16 protein-coding genes are annotated in these 18,341 nt (G+C 47.9%); 8 read left to right on the forward strand and 8 right to left on the reverse strand.

Annotated features, from left to right (window positions below; genetic code table 11):
- Positions 1-36 precede the first annotated feature (36 nt).
- Complete coding sequence (locus tag HGH91_RS14295; RefSeq protein WP_168739217.1) at positions 37-654, forward strand: hypothetical protein; 618 nt, start codon at positions 37-39, stop codon at positions 652-654.
- A 10-nt stretch (positions 655-664) separates the two neighbouring features.
- On the opposite strand, the gene HGH91_RS14300 is transcribed toward HGH91_RS14295, so the two are convergent.
- The 3 genes from HGH91_RS14300 to dnaK form a co-directional block, all read right to left on the reverse strand.
- Positions 665-1,678 carry a dipeptide epimerase gene (locus tag HGH91_RS14300; RefSeq protein WP_168739219.1) on the reverse strand — a complete coding sequence of 338 codons (1,014 nt, stop codon included), beginning with the start codon at positions 1,676-1,678 and terminating at the stop codon, positions 665-667.
- A 67-nt stretch (positions 1,679-1,745) separates the two neighbouring features.
- A complete protein-coding gene (locus HGH91_RS14305; protein ID WP_168739221.1) occupies positions 1,746-4,358 on the reverse strand; it encodes a 4-alpha-glucanotransferase in 2,613 nt (870 codons plus the stop codon).
- 115 nt (positions 4,359-4,473) lie between these two features.
- A complete protein-coding gene (gene dnaK / locus HGH91_RS14310; protein WP_168739223.1) occupies positions 4,474-6,378 on the reverse strand; it encodes a molecular chaperone DnaK in 1,905 nt (634 codons plus the stop codon).
- A gap of 329 nt (positions 6,379-6,707) precedes the next feature.
- Here dnaK and HGH91_RS14315 point away from each other — a divergent pair, with 329 nt between their 5' ends.
- The 4 genes from HGH91_RS14315 (at position 6,708) to argS (ending at position 11,315) form a co-directional block, all read left to right on the forward strand.
- Positions 6,708-8,012: an OmpA family protein gene (locus HGH91_RS14315; protein ID WP_247651747.1), complete on the forward strand. Its 1,305-nt coding sequence runs from the start codon at positions 6,708-6,710 to the stop codon at positions 8,010-8,012.
- Between the two features lie 68 nt (positions 8,013-8,080).
- Complete coding sequence (locus tag HGH91_RS14320; RefSeq protein WP_168739227.1) at positions 8,081-8,566, forward strand: GNAT family N-acetyltransferase; 486 nt, start codon at positions 8,081-8,083, stop codon at positions 8,564-8,566.
- Between the two features lie 80 nt (positions 8,567-8,646).
- Positions 8,647-9,228: a porin family protein gene (locus HGH91_RS14325; RefSeq protein ID WP_168739229.1), complete on the forward strand. Its 582-nt coding sequence runs from the start codon at positions 8,647-8,649 to the stop codon at positions 9,226-9,228.
- Positions 9,229-9,386: 158 nt separating this feature from the next.
- A complete protein-coding gene (argS, locus tag HGH91_RS14330; protein ID WP_168739231.1) occupies positions 9,387-11,315 on the forward strand; it encodes an arginine--tRNA ligase in 1,929 nt (642 codons plus the stop codon).
- A 222-nt stretch (positions 11,316-11,537) separates the two neighbouring features.
- On the opposite strand, the gene HGH91_RS14335 is transcribed toward argS, so the two are convergent.
- The 5 genes from HGH91_RS14335 to HGH91_RS14355 form a co-directional block, all read right to left on the reverse strand.
- Positions 11,538-11,933, reverse strand: a complete 396-nt coding sequence (locus tag HGH91_RS14335) for a tetratricopeptide repeat protein (RefSeq protein ID WP_168739233.1) — start codon at positions 11,931-11,933, stop codon at positions 11,538-11,540.
- An 89-nt stretch (positions 11,934-12,022) separates the two neighbouring features.
- Positions 12,023-12,508, reverse strand: a complete 486-nt coding sequence (locus tag HGH91_RS14340) for a cytidine deaminase (RefSeq protein WP_168739235.1) — start codon at positions 12,506-12,508, stop codon at positions 12,023-12,025.
- A gap of 121 nt (positions 12,509-12,629) precedes the next feature.
- The gene (lepB, locus tag HGH91_RS14345) at positions 12,630-13,826 is read right to left on the reverse strand and encodes a signal peptidase I (protein WP_168739237.1); all 1,197 of its coding nucleotides are present in this window, start codon (positions 13,824-13,826) and stop codon (positions 12,630-12,632) included.
- A gap of 172 nt (positions 13,827-13,998) precedes the next feature.
- Positions 13,999-14,646 (reverse strand): alpha/beta fold hydrolase, encoded by a 648-nt coding sequence (locus HGH91_RS14350; RefSeq protein WP_168739239.1) that lies wholly within the window; start codon positions 14,644-14,646, stop codon positions 13,999-14,001.
- 7 nt (positions 14,647-14,653) lie between these two features.
- Entirely contained in the window at positions 14,654-15,838 is a 1,185-nt protein-coding gene (locus tag HGH91_RS14355; RefSeq protein ID WP_168739241.1) for a sigma-54-dependent transcriptional regulator, read from the reverse strand.
- A 104-nt stretch (positions 15,839-15,942) separates the two neighbouring features.
- Between HGH91_RS14355 and HGH91_RS14360 the strand changes: the two genes are divergently transcribed.
- From HGH91_RS14360 to cysM, 3 genes are all read left to right on the forward strand, one after another.
- Complete coding sequence (locus tag HGH91_RS14360; protein ID WP_168739243.1) at positions 15,943-16,491, forward strand: GrpB family protein; 549 nt, start codon at positions 15,943-15,945, stop codon at positions 16,489-16,491.
- A 111-nt stretch (positions 16,492-16,602) separates the two neighbouring features.
- Entirely contained in the window at positions 16,603-17,415 is an 813-nt protein-coding gene (locus HGH91_RS14365) for a serine O-acetyltransferase (protein ID WP_168739245.1), read from the forward strand.
- A complete protein-coding gene (gene cysM, locus HGH91_RS14370) occupies positions 17,387-18,301 on the forward strand; it encodes a cysteine synthase CysM (RefSeq protein WP_410493796.1) in 915 nt (304 codons plus the stop codon). Before HGH91_RS14365 ends, cysM begins: the two co-directional genes overlap by 29 nt.
- Positions 18,302-18,341: the final 40 nt, after the last annotated feature.

The following is an 18,341-nucleotide window of genomic DNA, read 5'->3' on the forward strand; positions in this document are numbered from 1 at the left end:
GCCCGCGCATCGTGGCAAACGGCCAAATGCTAACCTATGAACTTATCAGCGTTTATTAACCACCTTGTACGCGAAGGACAAATAGCTGTAGTAGATGATCTTCCCCCCCTCTTGCCGGCTGCATCTGCCGATGCACTGGAGGTACTGACAGATTATTATCACCACGACAAACTGGAAATGCCCGCTACCGCACCGGAATTTGATCCCGATGCCGCCCTGTGGGCAGCCACCTACATCTACCAGGCAGTGCGGCTGATCATGCTCCGCAGCATACAGCCCAACAAGGTGTTGCCGGGGTTATCTCTTTATACGGGGCGTATCAATGCCGACAGCATTTACAGCGCCGATCTTTGCCTGAGGTATTTGCCCGACCTGCTCAGCTTAACCAGGAAACTGGATGCACAGGATGCATTGGTTATGCATATCAGGGAAACCGCCATGCAATGGCCCTTTTCATCTACGGGTATGCAACTGACGGCAAAAGGATCATTGGCGGGCATCATTTCATCGCCCGCGCTGCTGCAGGCGTATGCAGACAGAATTATTGTTACCAGGGATTATCCCCGTTGCGGGGTACCCGCCGTACGGGATGCGGTAAATGCGTCCCTGGGCGACTATGCCAGCGTGCTATGGCCCGGTTATCCTGTGTTATAAACAAACAGGATCAACGTAATAACGTGGCGCCCGTTCCTGTTCTGTTGGCATATATAATACGGCCGTGTTCCATTGTAATGCCATCGGCCGTATCTTCCGCCAACAACAACGGCCCATCCATATCCACGTAATCCAGGAATGGAAGCAAGTGCGCCACTGCCGAAGTACCAACCGTGCTTTCATTCATACTACCTGTCATCACTTTCATACCTGCCTGCTTAGCGGCTGTAATCATACGCAGCGCCGGGGTGATACCACCGCATTTGGTGAGTTTGATGTTGATGCCATGAAAATAGCCGATACATTCGGCTACATCCTGTTCTACGATACAACTTTCATCTGCTATTACCGGCAGTACCACGTTTTCGTATACCCGCTTCATGCCTGCTTTGTCGGCGGCGGCCATGGGTTGTTCTATAAATTCAACGCCCAGCTCCTTTAACGCGATGGCATTGTGCAAAGTTTCTTCTACGCCCCAGGCACAGTTGGCATCTACACGAAAAACAGCATCGGTATGCTTTCTCAGCTCTTTGATGATGGCTATATCTTCTTTGGTGCCCAGTTTTATTTTATAGATAGGCCAGGGAAATTCCTGCAGCTTACGCACCATGTTCTCCACCGTATCTATCCCAATCGTATAATCTGTCAGGGGATTATGGCGGGTATCCAATCCCCATACTTCATACAATTTCTTTTGTTGTTGTTTAGCGTAGAGGTCCCATGCCGCAATATCGAGGGCGCAAAGGGCAAACATATTGTCTTGCAGCAGTGGGTACATATCCTGCCAGAATGCTGCCGGAGTGGTGAGCTGATAGTTTTCAATAAACAGGCGATGCTCTTCGATGGCCTGCATTAACAGGGGCACCGTCATGTTATAATAAGCATTATCGGCGGTTTCTCCCAGGCCGCTGATACCGTTCTGCTCCAGCTTTACGACCAGCAGGGGTTGCACATCCTTTGATTTACGGGAGATCGTAAAAGTATAACGAAACTTTAGTTCATAAGGGTAAAGCGCCAGGTTCATAATAGGATGCTATTCCGTTTGATGAAATAACAAATTACGGATTAAGCTGCATACATTCTTAAAGAGATCAGTAGTCGTTGATAGGCTTGGCTATACGATACCGCCAATAGTGCGATGCTACCGCAGGGATATTAATTCTTTCTGCATCCGGGTGTACCTGTGCATGATGCCCGGCAGCTGCCAGCAGGTCCTGTAATTGAAAGATGCGCCACATGGCAGGCGCTTGTATATGCCGGGTAATAATTTGTTGCAATAGCGCCGGGGTGGCTGCTGCAGGGGCGGTACCAGCCTGGTATAATTGTTCCCGGTAGTATTCCCGGGAGCGAACAGGATCTTCTTCCCACCATCCCCTGAGGGTGCTCATATCGTGTGTATCGGGGGTCAGTACCGACAGGTAGGGCGCCTTGTTTAAATCAGTGAAGCTGTCTGTTGCCGACTTAGGCATGCGCTCTACTTCCAGGCTTAATATTCCCAGCGCCTGCATTACGCCGGGTACACAATCGGGCACCATGCCCAGGTCTTCCCCGCAGATCAACATATTAGTAGCGCGTTTGATCAGGGGGAGTTTATGCATGGCTTCCTTGCGCCAGCAGCTCTCCTGCCGTACATAGAAATAGTCGTGGTACAGCGCCAACAGGCTGTTCTGTTCTTTTTTGCCAAGCGCGGCAAAAGAGCGGGTAGCGGCCAGGTCATAACGGGGATGGTACAACGTTCTGTTCCGGTCGGTAACCCGGATAAACAATACATCTGCGATCAAATGACAGAGTATATGCTTTACTGCTTCCGGCAGGGCAGCAGCGGCCACTTTACGTTGGGTATTAAATTCTGGCAACAACTGATAACGTCCGTCTCCGAGGGGAATCATCAGTTTATCTTTCATGATGCCGGCATAGTTGCCGAAAGCCTCTTCCAGTATAGCCTGTGTGATATAGGGCTGGCAGTACCGGTTTTCGTCGAAGTCGATGCCCCGTTGCCTTATTTCCTCGCGGCTAACGGGTATGGCTGGATGAAAATATCCCAGCAGTCCCTGAATGGCATCAGCGGGTATTTGCCAGATACGGAAGAAACCGAGGATATGGTCGATACGGAAGGCGTCGAAATAAACGGACATATGCCGCAGGCGTTGCTGCCACCATTCGAGGCCGTTGGCGGCCATCTGTTTCCAGTTCCAGGTGGGGAATCCCCAGTTTTGCCCGGTGGCGGTAAACCCATCTGGCGGGGCGCCGGCCTGCATATCGAGGTGATAATATGCCGGATGCATCCAGGTATCTACGCTGTGCCGGGCTACCCCGATGGGAATGTCTCCCTTGAGGGCAACCCCATGCTGGTGAATAGCGGTAGTAGCAGCCACCAGCTGGCGATGCAGGTGATACTGTACAAAGAAATGGTAATGCGCCGCACTGGCCGCCGCTTCGCTGCCAGCCATCAGCCGGCTGATGGCTGTATAGTCGTATACGTTATATTCCGGCCATTGGCTGAAATCACTGGTGTTATATTGTTCCCTTAAATAGCAGAAGGCTGCATAAGGCAGGAGCCAGTATTCATTGGCGGCAAACCACTGCCAGTAATCCGGCGTCTGGAGCTGCGCGCTCATTTGTTCATATAAAGCGTGCAGGTAGGCCAGTTTAAAGGACATGACCGTTTCATAGTCGACCGTTTCTTTTTCATTGAGCCATTGCCGTAACCGCCCGAATTGCCGCTGTAACGGGTGCTGATCCGGCAGCACGCCTACATCCTGGAGGCGTATGTATTGCGGATGCAGGGCAAAGGAAGAGATAGCCGCATAGGGATATGAATCTTTCCAGGTATTAGTTTGGATGGTATCATTTACCGGGAGTACCTGTATAAGTTGCAGGTGATGGCGCTGTGCCCAGGCTGCCAGCTGTGGCAGGTCGGCAAACTCGCCTGTACCAAATCCCTCGGCGCTGCGCAGGCTGAATACGGGTATCGCTACACCGGTTCCTTTCCAGGGTGTATGTTGGATACGCAGGATACCATCGTGCAATATTACCTGGCGACCGGCGATGGCTGCCGTTTGCAGCTGCCTGTCTTCACCGTCCTCATAGTAGAGGAACCGTTTGGCTTCCAGGTCGTAGATCCCGTATTTATACAAAAGTGGTACCGGCACACCAGGGAGTTGAAGCGCCCCGGAAAACCAACCCTGGGCATCATACTGCAGCAGCAAAGGCTGAGCCGTATTCCAGTTGCCGGTTTGATGATTACTTCCCAACAGGCATACCGTTTTACCGGCATCCAGGAGGGGCGCCTGTACACGGAATATGTGAGTAGCTGTGGTAAAGCCTGGCGCCGGTGCCACCGGCCTTTTATAAAAAACACGGGAAAAGGGAGCTGTGAGCCAGGCATTTTCCGGGTGGCCGGCATCATTCCAGGTATCCGTAAAAACAATCTCCTGGTGGGCGCCAGGGGTAATCGTACAGGCTCTTACTTGTCCTTCATAACGCACATCTTCCAGTTCCCGGACCAGGTATTGGTATTGCAGGGTAAACGTTTCACCGGGGGGCAGCTGAATGTCGGTATACCACCAGTCTTCATTCAGCCAGCGCATGGCATGTGCGTGTTTAGGCACATCGTTGCCTAATGCGGGTAAGTTACCAAGCAGGTAAAGATTCTGCCCGTAATAGGTACGGTAACGGAGATAAAAACGTAATCTGTAGTTCATCAGGTTCCTGCAAAGTAAGAAAAAGCAGGCAAAGGAGGAAGCTAATAAGCCGAAGGCCAGTGCATGAATGCACCGGCCTTCGGCTTATTAGTTTTATATGCTTTTCAGCTTTCGCTTACTTCACTTCTTCAAATTCTGCGTCAGTTACGCCATCATTGCCAGCATTAGGTTGGCCTTGTGGCTCGCCACCGTTTGGCTGACCGCCTTCCGGCTGACCCTGAGAAGCTTTGTACAGCTCTTCAGAAGCAGCAGTCCAGGCAGCTTCCAGTTCAGCAGTAGCTGTATCCAGCTGTGCACTGTCCTGTGATTTGTGTGCCTCTCTCAGTTTGTCCAGCGCAGTTTCGATGGTCGCTTTTTTATCAGCAGGCAGTTTATCACCGTATTCTTTCACCTGTTTTTCAGTTTGGAAGATCAGGCTGTCTGCTTTATTGAGCTTTTCGATTTTTTCGCGTTGTTCTTTATCGGCGGATTCGTTGGCTTTCGCTTCGGCTTTCATCTTTTCGATTTCATCCTTGTTCAAACCACTACCTGCTTCGATCTTGATGTTCTGTGTTTTACCGGTGCCTTTATCTTTTGCAGTTACATGCAGGATACCGTTGGCATCGATATCGAAGATTACTTCGATCTGTGGAACACCACGTGGAGCCGGAGGAATATCACCTAAGATAAAGCGGCCCAGTGTTCTGTTCTGGTTAGCCATTGGTCTTTCCCCTTGCAATACATGGATTTCCACGCTAGGCTGGCTATCTGCTGCTGTAGAGAAGGTTTCAGACTTCTTGGTAGGAATAGTGGTATTGGATTCGATCAGTTTGGTCATTACACCGCCCATGGTTTCGATACCGAGTGACAGTGGCGTAACGTCGAGTAACAGTACATCTTTTACTTCACCGGTCAATACACCACCCTGGATAGCAGCACCCACCGCTACTACTTCATCGGGGTTTACACCTCTGTTAGGTTTTTTACCGAAGAATTTTTCTACTACTTCCTGGATTTTAGGAATACGGGTAGAACCACCTACCAGGATTACTTCATCAATTTCGGAAGTGTTCATGCCGGCATCTTTCAGCGCTTTACGGCAAGGCTCCAGTGTTCTTTCCACCAGGCTGTCGCTCAGTTGCTCAAATTTAGCACGGGTTAATTTTTTCACTAAGTGTTTAGGAACGCCATCTACAGCAGTGATGTAAGGCAGGTTGATTTCTGTTTCCTGGGAAGAAGACAGTTCAATCTTTGCTTTTTCAGCAGCTTCCTTCAAACGTTGCCATGACATGGGGTCTTTGTGTAAATCTACTGCTTCATCCTTCTTGAATTCATCTGCCAGCCAGTCCATGATCACTTTATCGAAGTCGTCACCACCGAGGTGAGTATCACCATTGGTAGATTTTACTTCAAATACGCCATCACCCAGTTCCAGGATGGAGATATCGAAGGTACCACCACCAAGGTCAAATACGGCGATTTTGCTGTCATGATGTTTTTTATCCAGGCCATAAGCCAGGGCAGCGGCAGTAGGTTCGTTGATAATACGGCGAACAGTTAAGCCGGCGATTTCACCTGCTTCTTTGGTAGCCTGACGCTGTGCATCGTTAAAGTAAGCAGGAACCGTAATTACCGCTTCGGTTACTTCCTGTCCCAGGTAGTCTTCCGCAGTTTTCTTCATTTTCTGAAGTACCATAGCGGAAATTTCCTGTGGAGTATATAATCTGCCTTCTATATCTATACGGGTAGTATTATTATCACCCTTTACCACTTTATATGTAACGTGTGTCAGTTCGTTGGTTACTTCATCAAAATGACGGCCCATGAAACGTTTTACTGACATGATGGTGTTTACGGGGTTGGTAATAGCCTGACGCTTTGCAGGGTCACCTACTTTCCTTTCTCCGTTCTTCAAAAAAGCCACTACAGATGGGGTTGTTCTCCTTCCCTCATCATTGGCAATCACTACCGGTTCGTTACCTTCCATTACGGCAACGCATGAATTGGTAGTTCCTAAGTCAATGCCTATTATTTTTCCCATAGTATTAAAGATTATCCTTTAGTTGTAAGTTGTTTTCTGTTTGTCGTTCGTTTGTCAATGATTATGCCAAGCAAAAAAATATGAAATTATGTCAGTCAGGTCCCCTATATTTGATGTAATATTTAGTGGCTCAACCAATTGGATACTGCAAGAACGTCCAATAACTAAATAAATTAAGCGACAAATTGTTCATAACCTCGCCTTCCTCTGCCCTATTTTATTCCCAGACCTACCCATTTTTATTCGTGCAAATTGTGTAACCTAATGTTAATCTTATGAACAAATCCATTCTATGGAGGTCAGCATGCTTGCTGTTAGCACTCCCCCCAATGATGAGCCAGGCTCAGCACCAACCTGCCGGCGCCACTCCTTCCGTTCGACTGTTCCAGGGCCCCAGCGACTATAAAACGTGGTCAATTGGAGTAAATGGTGGCATGTTGGCACCTGTGGCGGCGACTGGTGGCAGTAACGACTTCACCAAGTGGAAAGGTTCCTTCGGCTATGGCGCCTATGTGAAATACCAGTTACTTCATTTCCTGGCCCTGCGTGCCGATTATGTAGGTGGTAAATTACAGGCAGATAACAGCAAAAACCTGGGCAATGGCGCTCCCCTGGTAAGCCCTTACAAATCTTATGAAACCAAACTCCCCTGGTCTGCCACGCTGAACGCAGTATTTAATATCACCACGGTGAATTGGCTATTCCGCGAAAACTTTGTACAGCTCTATGCATCCGTGGGAGGAGGTTTGGCCGGATATAAGCCTACCCTGGAGCTAAACAACGGAACTAAAGTGGATTACAAGACCGATAACAAGGCTATCAAAGAACTGATTATACCCGTAGGCGCCGGACTGAAGTTTAAATTATCAGAAGTGGTGAACCTCGATTTGGGCTACACCATGTACTACACCGATGGAGATAACCTGGATGGGTATTACCATGGCCCTAATAAGGATAAGTATTCCTATGGCTATGCAGGGCTGGAGTTTGCCCTGGGCAAGAAAGGCAAAAAGCAGTTGCAGTGGCATAACCCCGCCAAGGCTATGTACGATGAGCTGGAAGCACAAAAGACTACCCTGGCGGCTTCCCTCGACGCTGCCAATCAAAACAATGCCAGGTTGACTGCTGACGTGGATAAACTGACAAAAGACAGCGACGGCGATGGCGTTTCCGACTTCTTCGATAAATGCCCCGGTACACCGGCCAACACCAAAGTGGATGGCTCCGGCTGCCCGCTGCCTGTGCCGGTTATTGAGAAAAAAGAAGAAAAAATAGTGATTACGGAAGAAGATAACCGTATCGTAAAAGAAGCCATCCAGAACCTTGAATTCGATTTTGCCAAAGCCAGTATCAAGCCACATTCTTACCCGGCATTAGACCGCGTGGCAGACCTGCTGATACGCAAAAACCTGAACCTCAAACTGAGTGGCCATACAGACAACGTAGGCAGCAAAGCGAGAAACCTCGCCCTGTCAAGAGAAAGAGCCGAATCCGTCAAAGCTTACCTGGTAGGCAAAGGCGTGAACGCGTCTAAAATCGAAGCTGTTGGCTATGGCATGACACAGCCGATTGCCAGCAATAAAACCGCTGCCGGCCGCCAGAAGAACCGTAGGGTTGAGTTTACGATATTTTAGCAATAGTTGTTAATAATAAAAGCAAATAGGGATTTTCGGTTTAAGACCGAAATCCCTATTTTTATTTAATGGAATCCATCTCTATCAGAACCATCATACCTGCAGACAACCCGATCATTGCCAACATCGTAAAAACTACCCTGACAGAATTCGGCATGAACAAGCAGGGCACCGCCTTTTCAGATCCGACTACAGACCACCTGTCGGTGTTGTTCGACATCCCACGCGCCATTTATTACATCGCTGAAATGGATGGCAGGATCATTGGCGGGGCAGGTATTCACCCGCTGGATGGCGGTCCCGACACGGTATGCGAGCTGCAAAAAATGTATCTGCTGCCGGAGGCCCGCGGAAAAGGCCTGGCCGGCAAGCTGATCACGATGTGTCTCTCCTATGCTAAACAGCACGGCTATACGCATTGCTACCTGGAAACCAGTCCCGAACTGGCCCGCGCCCGGAAAGTATATGAACAATTCGGTTTCAGGTACCTGACAGGTCCTATGGGCAACACCGGCCATTTTGGCTGTGACAGCTGGATGCTCAAGGATTTATAGCTTTTCCGGGGGCTAGCCTTTTTGGGTAGTGCTCAAACCGGCATGCTTCTTGCCAAATGCGCCTACATAAATTACATATCATGAAAAAATTTATTCTGTCTGGTGTATTAGCTATAGGAACGATGCTGGCTGTACAGGCACAAAACGTAAAATTTGGCGTAAAAGGAGGATTGAATATTTCTAAACTCACGAATACAGACGGGTCTAAAACCCTGGCTGGCTTTAATGCCGGCGGCCTGGTCAACTTTGAACTGGATAAAAACTGGGCGATCCAACCGGAGGTATTGTACTCCACCCAAGGCACTAAGTTCGAGCATAGCGCCTTTTGGGGATTGATCAGCAATTCCGGTACTACTAAATTAAACTATGTGAATATCCCGGTAATGGTACAATACTCCATCGTTCCTGAATTTTACCTGGAAGCCGGTCCCCAATTGGGTATCCTCACTGCTGCCAAAGTAAAATCCGGTAGCGTTACACTGGATGTAAAAGACCAGATGAAGTCTGTAGATTTCGGCCTGGGCTTTGGCTTTGGTTATAAATTCGATATGGGCCTGGGTATCAGCGGCCGTTATAACTTCGGGTTAACTAATGTATACGACTCCGATAAAATAGACAGCAAGAACTCTGTAGCGCAGATTGGCGTGTTTTATACGTTCTAGGAGCTAAGGAGCTTACAACATAAAGCGAAAAGCTATTATAGCGAATGACCATTGCGATTTTTATCTGCCAGGATCATTCACTATAATAGCTTTTCGCTTTCTGCTTTAAGCTTTCCGCTAATTGACTATCTTTGCCCCTCGCATTAATCATTTTCCGCATGAGTGTTGTACAATCTATCAGAACGGCCGCAGTGACCGCCATTAAATCGCTTTACGACCAGTCATTAACGGTAGCCGATATTTCGGTAAATACCACCAAACCTGAGTTCGAAGGCGAGTATACCATTGTAGTTTTCTCTTTCACAAAATTTAGCCGGCAAAAACCGGAAGAAACAGCACAGCGCATTGGGGAATACCTGGTAGCGCATCATCCTGAACTGATTACGCGATTCAATGTGGTAAAAGGGTTTCTTAACCTGAGCATCAATGATGCTTACTGGGCCCAATTCTTACAGCAAAACTACAGTAACGCCAACATCGGGATACAACCTGCCAATGGTAAAAAGATCATGGTGGAGTATTCTTCTCCCAATACCAACAAACCATTACACTTAGGGCATCTGCGTAATAATTTCCTGGGATACTCCATCGCAGAAATTATGAAAGCAAACGGTTTTGAAGTGATTAAAGCCAACCTGGTAAATGACCGTGGTATTCATATCTGCAAATCCATGCTGGCATGGCAATTATTTGCACATGGCGATACCCCGCAAACTACCGGTATTAAAGGAGATCACCTGGTGGGCGACTACTACGTGAAATTTGAATCGGTGGTGAAAGAACAGGCGGAATTGATCATTGACCGGGCATTGGAAAGAGACTTCCAGGACTTTGACGCCACCGAAGCAGAAAAACTGGAGAAACTGGTAACTGCCCTGCATAAGCCGGAAGTAAAGGACGACAAAGACAAAACCAGCAAAATTATGGACGACATCAAAGAGATGTCGCGTAATAAAACAGAGATCATGCAGCAGGCTAAAATCATGCTGCAGCAATGGGAAGCCGGCAACCATGAAGTACGGGAGCTCTGGGCCACCATGAATGGCTGGGTATATGAAGGATTCGATGAAACCTACAAACGCCTGGGCATCGATTTCGATAAGATGTATTATGAAAGTGAAACTTACCTGTTAGGTAAAAACATCGTGGCCGAAGGATTGGAGAAAGGGGTACTATTCAAAAAGGAAGATAATTCCGTTTGGATTGATCTTACCGCCGATGGTTTGGATGAAAAGCTGCTCCTGCGTGGTGACGGGACTTCCGTTTATATGACCCAGGACCTGGGTACGGCCTGCCTGAAATATGAAGATTACCATATGGATCAAAGCGTGTACGTAGTGGCAGATGAGCAAAACTATCACTTCAAGGTACTGCAACTGATCCTGCAAAAGCTGGGCGAGCCGGCGGCTCCGGGCATCCTGCACCTCAGTTATGGCATGGTGGAATTACCGCATGGTCGTATGAAAAGCCGGGAAGGTACGGTAGTAGATGCCGATGACATGATTACCGAAATGGTGGAAACAGCTGCCAAACAGACCAGCGAACTGGGCAAAAAACTGGACTCATTCTCAGAAGAGGAACTCCATACGTTATATGAAACAATAGGTTTGGGCGGATTGAAATTCTTCCTGTTGAGGGTTGATCCTAAGAAGAAAATGATCTTCAACCCGGAAGAATCTATCAGTTTAACCGGGTTTACCGCCACATTTGTACAGTATGCCTATGCGCGTATCAAATCTATTATCCGGGAAGTAGGCGCTGTAGCAGACTTACCGTCCTTTAACTATAGCGGTGAATTGCTGCCGCTGGAGAAAGAGCTGATTATACTGAATGAGCAGTTCCCCGTAGTACTGGCAGAAGCTTACCGGGAGTTGAGCCCCGCGGTAATTGCCAATTACGCCTTCCAACTGGCACAGGCATTTAACTCGTTCTATGGAGAGAAAGTAGAAGGCGTGCCTACCTACTCTATCTTGCGTGCCGTCACCGAAGAGAAGAAAAAATTACGGTTGCAGATTATCATGATTACTGCGCATACCATTGCGCAATGCATGAAATTAATGGGTATCCGGGTACCGGAAAGGATGTAATTCACGCAAAGTGACAAAGGAGCAAAGCCGCAAAGAAATGCTACAACAGCATTCATCTTTGCGGCTTTGCTCCTTTCACTCCTTTGCGTGAAAAAAAACGCTGCGAGCCTGACGGATCGCAGCGTTGACAACTTACCGCCACCGTGGCGAAAGTTGCCGAAGAAAATACCACAGCAAGCAGCGCAGCGAAAAAGGAGCTTGCCTATCCTTTATGCGCTGTTTTTAAAAACCATCTACACTGTGGCAAATATGTCTGTCGGCCGTTGAGGCCTCACTCAATATAATTGCTTCATCGCAAATCGCCGCTCCGCGCTCCTGCTCACCTGCACCCATATACGATTTTCCGAGCATAAACATAGCAAAAGCATTTGTAGGTTGCAAGTGCAATACCCGTTTCCATTGTACAATGGCTTTTTTAAAGCGCCGTCTTCCGTACAAGTCGTGTGCCAATTGTTGATAATGCCACACACTTTTTAGCGTATCCTTATCAACGTGTAGCCGTAAGGGATAGCAACAAGCTATTGCTTTTGTATCAAAGTAACGTATTACCGGTTCACACCTGGTTGCAGTAACCAGTAATAACAGGCTGCAGGTGGCTAAAAGCTGACAGGGTTTCATGTCCGGGCATTTAAGGATACCCGGCAAATGTATATAATAAATTAATTATAAATAATATTTTTTAATATGATTAAAGATTAAGTTGCTGCTCAACCCAGTTCTTCTCCGCTGAAAGATAATGGGAGCAGGTCATTGGCGCGGTTGATCAAATATACCTTACCGGTTAATCCACCGAGAACAAGCCTGATAGCGCCTTCCTGTTTCATTTCATATTCAGCCAGCGCCTGGCGGCACATACCACAGGGAGAAATGGGGTGCCCGCTATCACCTTTGAGATTATGATAGCTGATAGCAATGGTATCTATATCTACATTCGGATATACAGAGGCGGCAGAGGCCAGCGCCACCCGTTCTGCACAAAGACCAATAGGGAACGATGCATTTTCCTGGTTAGTACCTGCCACAATTTCTCCGTTGGCCAAGCGGATCACCGCGCCTACCTGGAAATGCGAATAAGGCGCATACGCATGCGCGGTTACTTCTCTCGCTTCTTTCAGCAGCCATGCATCCGCATCTTCCAAACCATTAATATCATTGTATACGATGTAATCGATATGCAGCTGTTGTTTTTCCATATGAGCAGTTGTAAAGGGTTGATGGCAGGTCTTTTCCTGACGGCAGGCCGGGGTAAAGACGACTACGGACCGGCAAAAGGCCGGTCCGTAATTTACTTTAAATTATATTCAGGACAATTACTTACTTGATATTTCTGAAGATGCGGCTCCAGCGGATACCACCTTCTCCATAGCTCATCCAGATCAACCAGGCTTTACCTACTACGTGATCTTCCGGAACAAAGCCCCAGAAGCGGGAATCCAACGAATTGTTGCGGTTATCCCCCATCATCCAGTAGTAGTTCATTTTAAACGTGTAAGCGTCAGCAGGCTGGCCATTAATGATGAACTTACCCTCTTTTCTTTCCAGCGTATTGCCTTCATACACGCGGATAATGCGATCGTACAAAGCAATATTGCTTTCATCCAGCTTCACAGTAGCCCCTTTCTTTGGAATGTACATAGGACCGAAGTTCTCATCTGTCCATTTGAAATGCGCAGAGTCATGCGGGAAGATATCATTATAGTTGAAATCTGAGAAAGCAGATGATTCATACGTCGTAATATTCTTCACGATGGGGAATTGTTTCAGAGCGGCCACATTGTCTGGTGTCAGGTTATAGAGAAACTTGTTGGCATCGATCTGGAAAAAATCAGGAGGAGTAGTAGCAATGCCCAATTCTTCGAGCCTGCTGGGATTCAGTTGATCACCGGTAGTTTCTACTACGTATTTGTGCTGACTGCCAGGAGGTACCGGTGCTGCCTGCCCATTGATATATACGGCGCCATGAACAATCCGGAGTGTGTCTCCCGCCTGTCCCATACAACGTTTGATATAGTTTTCGCGTTTATCTACCGGGCGTTGAATGATCTGGAAGGAATTATGAACAGCCTGCCAGCCATTCTGTCTTACCATGTTATAGTAACTTGGATCCGGCGAGTCTATCGCTACGGTATCTCCTTCAGGAAAATTAAATACCACTACATCATAGCGTTTAATATCAGAGAAACCTGGTAAACGCCTGTACTTCCATTTTACAGCTTCAGAATAAGCTTTGGCAGATTTCGTAAAGGGAAGGGTATGATGCACAAAAGGTACTGCCAGCGGTGTCATTGGAATACGGGGCCCGTAACTGATCTTGCTAACAAACAGGAAATCGTTTACCAGCAATGTTTTCTCCATAGATGGAGTAGGGATCGTATATGCCTCAAAAATGAAGGTGCGGATAAGCGTGGCTGCTATGATAGCGAAAATACCAGCGTCTAACCATTCTCTAGCCTGAGATTTCTTCTTCTTTGGCTGACTGTCTTTGTTTTTTTTCCAAAATGCCAGGTTCATTCAGTTTCGCTTATTAGATGCTTAAAAAGGCAAATATAATATTCTGCCGTTTGCCAGTAGCTATTCCGCTACAAAAGTTTTCTTAAAAATAGATTAAAAGACAATTTATTATATTTTTCGAATATGTAATATACCACACATCAAATAACCGGTATTTATTCGCTGGATAACTTTACAATACCGTTTCCAGGATCTGGTTAATGACATCGGCGCGGTTGAGCACCATGAAGTGGCCGGCATCGGGGATCAGGTGAGTAGGTGTCAGGTACCTGGCGGGGAAAGGATGGTCTTTGGCGCCGTGGATATGCACCAGGCCTTCGGGTACCTGTTCATTTTCCCAGTGCAGGATAGCATTTACTGCCCAGCGGGTATAGATATAATCTTTTTTAGCGAGATATTCATTTACCAGTGCCCTTTCTGCTTCGGTTTCGATATCGAGAAACTTTTTCACAATCACATTCCTGCGCTGGTAAAGGAGTTGGTCGGGGAGTTTATGAATGCCCAGGCGTTTCACCCAGTTGTAATAAGGCGGCTTTTCGGCGGTACGCTTGATGCTGGATACCAGGATGTTTTTGGCGATGGGTATGTGCCGGGCAATTTCCAGGCTCATAATGCCTCCAAAGGAAACGCCAAGCAGCGTTACCGGCCCATCGGCCCGGATGCCTTGCGCCATACGGGCGGCATACTGGCCGATGGGTTCATCTGGCAATGGCGTAATCCACTGCAGGTAATGTACCTCGTAGCCAGGCCCAAAGCGCAGATTGTTAAAAATGCGCTCATCGGCCCCCAGCCCACTGATCAGGTACAATTGCTTTTGCATATCTCTCTTAAGAACTTACTTTTTTCTTATCGCGATTCGGCACCACAAAATCGTCTACATCTTCTGCGGTAATTGTTTTGCCGGACAAGATGATCAATCTTTCCACTACGTTGCGCAGTTCCCGGATATTACCTGTCCAGTTATGATTTTGCAACGCTTTCATCGCATCTTTATCGATAGCTTTACGCGCAATACCGTATTCATTGCAAACGCTGTCGAGGAAGCTATCTACCAGCAAAGGTACGTCTTCCCGGCGATCGTTCAGGGAAGGTACATGGATAAGGATCACGCTCAGGCGGTGATACAAATCCAGGCGGAAGTTTTTGCTGTCCACTTCCTGCAGGAGGTCTTTATTGGTAGCTGCCACCACGCGTACATCCACACTGATTTCCTTGTCGCCGCCCACGCGGGTAATTTTACCTTCCTGTAAGGCGCGCAGTACTTTGGCCTGGGCGCTGAGGCTCATATCGCCTATTTCATCGAGGAAAAGGGTACCGCCACTGGCTTGTTCAAATTTACCGATGCGTTGCTTTACCGCAGAAGTAAAGGAACCTTTTTCATGGCCGAATAGTTCACTTTCTATGAGTTCGCTGGGGATAGCGGCACAGTTCACCTCTACGAGCGGCGCTGCTGCGCGATTGCTGCGCTCATGCAGCCAGCGCGCTACCAGTTCCTTTCCTACTCCGTTTTCACCGGTAATCAATACACGGGCGTCGGTAGGCGCTACTTTTTCAATGGTTTCCCTGATCTTCAGTAATGGAGAAGACTGACCGATCATTTCCGGCACCTTGTTCACCTTACGGCGCAGGGTTTTGGTTTCGGTGACCAGCGTGGTTTTATCCATCGCATTGCGCAGGGTGATCAGCAGGCGGTTCAGATCTGGCGGCTTGGAAATATAATCATAGGCGCCTTTTTTCACGGCATCAACGGCAGTATCGATATTACCATGCCCCGATACCATGATGATAGGAATATCCGCATTCACTTCCCGGGCTTTTTCCAGGAATTCCAGTCCATCCATTTTAGGCATTTTGATGTCGCATAATACGGCATCGTAAGACTTTGCCTGGAACATTTTAAATCCTTCCATTCCATCTGCTGCCTCATCTACTTTATACCCCTCGTAACTTAAAATTTCCGTGAGTGTTTTACGAATACTTTTTTCGTCGTCTATTATTAAAATATTAGCCATAATCAGGTTTAATTTTGTACGACCGGCAAATACCTGCCATTTATACAACGGGCAAAAATAAAGATTAATCAGTTAAAATTGCAGGATATATCATATCATTTAACATGTCGGATACAATTGAGATGACACCGTACAGCTCCCGCTGGCCGGAAGAATTTAAGGAGATAGCCGCCCGCCTGGAGGCGGTATTAGGTAATTATGCCCTGGCTGTTGACCATATCGGCTCTACCAGTGTACCGGGAATGCCTGCCAAAGACGTCATAGACGTGCAGGTAACAGTGCCCTCCCTGGAACAGCCCATACAACCCTTACTGGAACAACTCGGGTATGAGCGGAAATATCACCTGGCCGATCACCGGCCGCCGGGGAGAACAGACCTGGCGGACCCGGAGCTGGAAAAACACTTTTATTTCAAACAGCAACGACGGATCAATCTCCATGTACGGGTAGCAGGGCGGTTTAACCAGCGCTGTGCCCTGTTGTGCCGCGATTACCTGCATTCCCATCCGCATGCCGCACAGGCGTATGGGGTGATCAAACAGGAGTTGGCCAGGTATTTTCCCAACAATGCAGATGCCTATTATGATATCAAAGATCCTGTGTTTGACCTGATTATGGAAGGCGCTTATGAGTGGAGCGGAACAAGGCTGTAATAGTATCCGGCTACTGACTTGACATTTCTCCACTTGTCTACTACCTTTACAGGATTTATGCGTAATTTCAATATATATATAAAGTGCCCATCCCTGTAATTACATCCGCATATGAATGAGTTTCTTGAAGAGTTGAAACGGCGGCATCAGCTGGCAGCAGCTAATGCCTATCCCGCGACCGGTGCAGTAGATGATTTTGTCAGTAACCTGGTGAACTGGTTATTTCCGGAACATAAGGGGCAGGTAATTGCTGATCCGCAGTTATTAGAGCAATATAGTATTCAGCTGGCAACACAGTTGCAGCAACTATTGCATTCCATGGCCAACCAATTGCCCACCGATGCCTCCTCCCTGAGCCAGGCCTTTATGGGCAAGGTGCCGGTTATTTATGACGAATTAACCAAAGATGCCAGCGCCATGTACCAGGGCGACCCGGCCGCCTCCTGTATGTATGAGGTGATCCGTGCTTATCCTGGTTTTTATGCGATTGCCTTTTACCGTATTGCGCATGCCCTGTATAACCTGAAGATACCGGTATTACCCCGTATGATTACGGAGCTGGCCCATTCCCGCACGGGCATAGACATACATCCGGGGGCTGTGATTGCGCCCTGGTGTTGTATAGACCATGGCACGGGTATTGTCATCGGGGAAACCAGCATCATCGGGCCTCATGTAAAAATATACCAGGGAGTTACCCTGGGAGCATTGAGCGTGGAAAAAGGAATGGCGCGCAGCAAACGGCATCCTACCATTGAAGAGCATGTAGTGATTTATGCCGGGGCCACTATCCTGGGGGGCGACACCGTAATAGGCCACCACAGCGTCATTGGAGGGAATGTGTGGTTGATTAAAAGCGTAGAACCGTTTTCCCGCATTTATTACAAAGCAGAACATAAATATTCAGATACAAACCAAGATTAATCACATGGCATCCATCATAGACTTGATCGGCAACACGCCGATGGTAGAATTAAAGCACATTTCGGAAAACCCGGAAGTGAAAATATTCGCCAAACTGGAAGGCAATAATCCCGCAGGTAGTGTAAAAGACCGGGCCGCCTATGGCATGATCAAGGGAGCGCTGGACAGAGGGGATATTAAGCCGGGCATGAAGCTGATTGAAGCCACCAGCGGCAATACAGGTATTGCGCTGGCCATGATATCCAGCCTGTTTGGACTGGAAATAGAACTGGTAATGCCGTCAGATGCCACGCGGGAGCGGGTGCTCACCATGGAAGTATATGGGGCCAAAGTAACGCTCACGCCCAAAGAATTGTCGATGGAAGGTTCTATCGATTATGCCAACGACAAAGTAGCGAAGGGTGGTTATTATATGTTGAACCAGTTTGCTAATCCCGATAACTACGGCATGCATTACAAAACCACGGGACCGGAAATCTGGCGGGATACGGCAGGGAAAGTAACGCACTTTGTTAGTGCGATGGGCACTACAGGCACCATTATGGGCGTATCGCGGTTCCTGAAGGAGCAAAACCCCGATGTACAGATTGTAGGTTGTCAGCCTACAGAAGGATCGAAGATTCCGGGTATCCGTAAATGGCCGGAGGCTTATCTCCCTAAAATATTTGAAAAATCGCGGGTAGACCGGATTATGGATATTGATGAGGCCGATGCCCGGGCGATGACCAAACGACTGGCCAAAGAAGAAGCTGTTTTCTGTGGAATGAGCAGTGGTGGCGCTGTATCAGCAGCAGCACGGTTATCACGCGAGTTACGTAGTGGCGTTATCGTTAGCATCATCTGCGATCGCGGCGACCGGTATTTATCGAGCGATTTGTTTTCCTGAGCAGAAAGCTTAAAGCATAAAGCAAAAAGCCATTGAGGCG

It is taken from the genome of Chitinophaga eiseniae, from assembly GCF_012641265.1.
Classification (GTDB): Bacteria; Bacteroidota; Bacteroidia; order Chitinophagales; family Chitinophagaceae; genus Chitinophaga; species Chitinophaga eiseniae_A.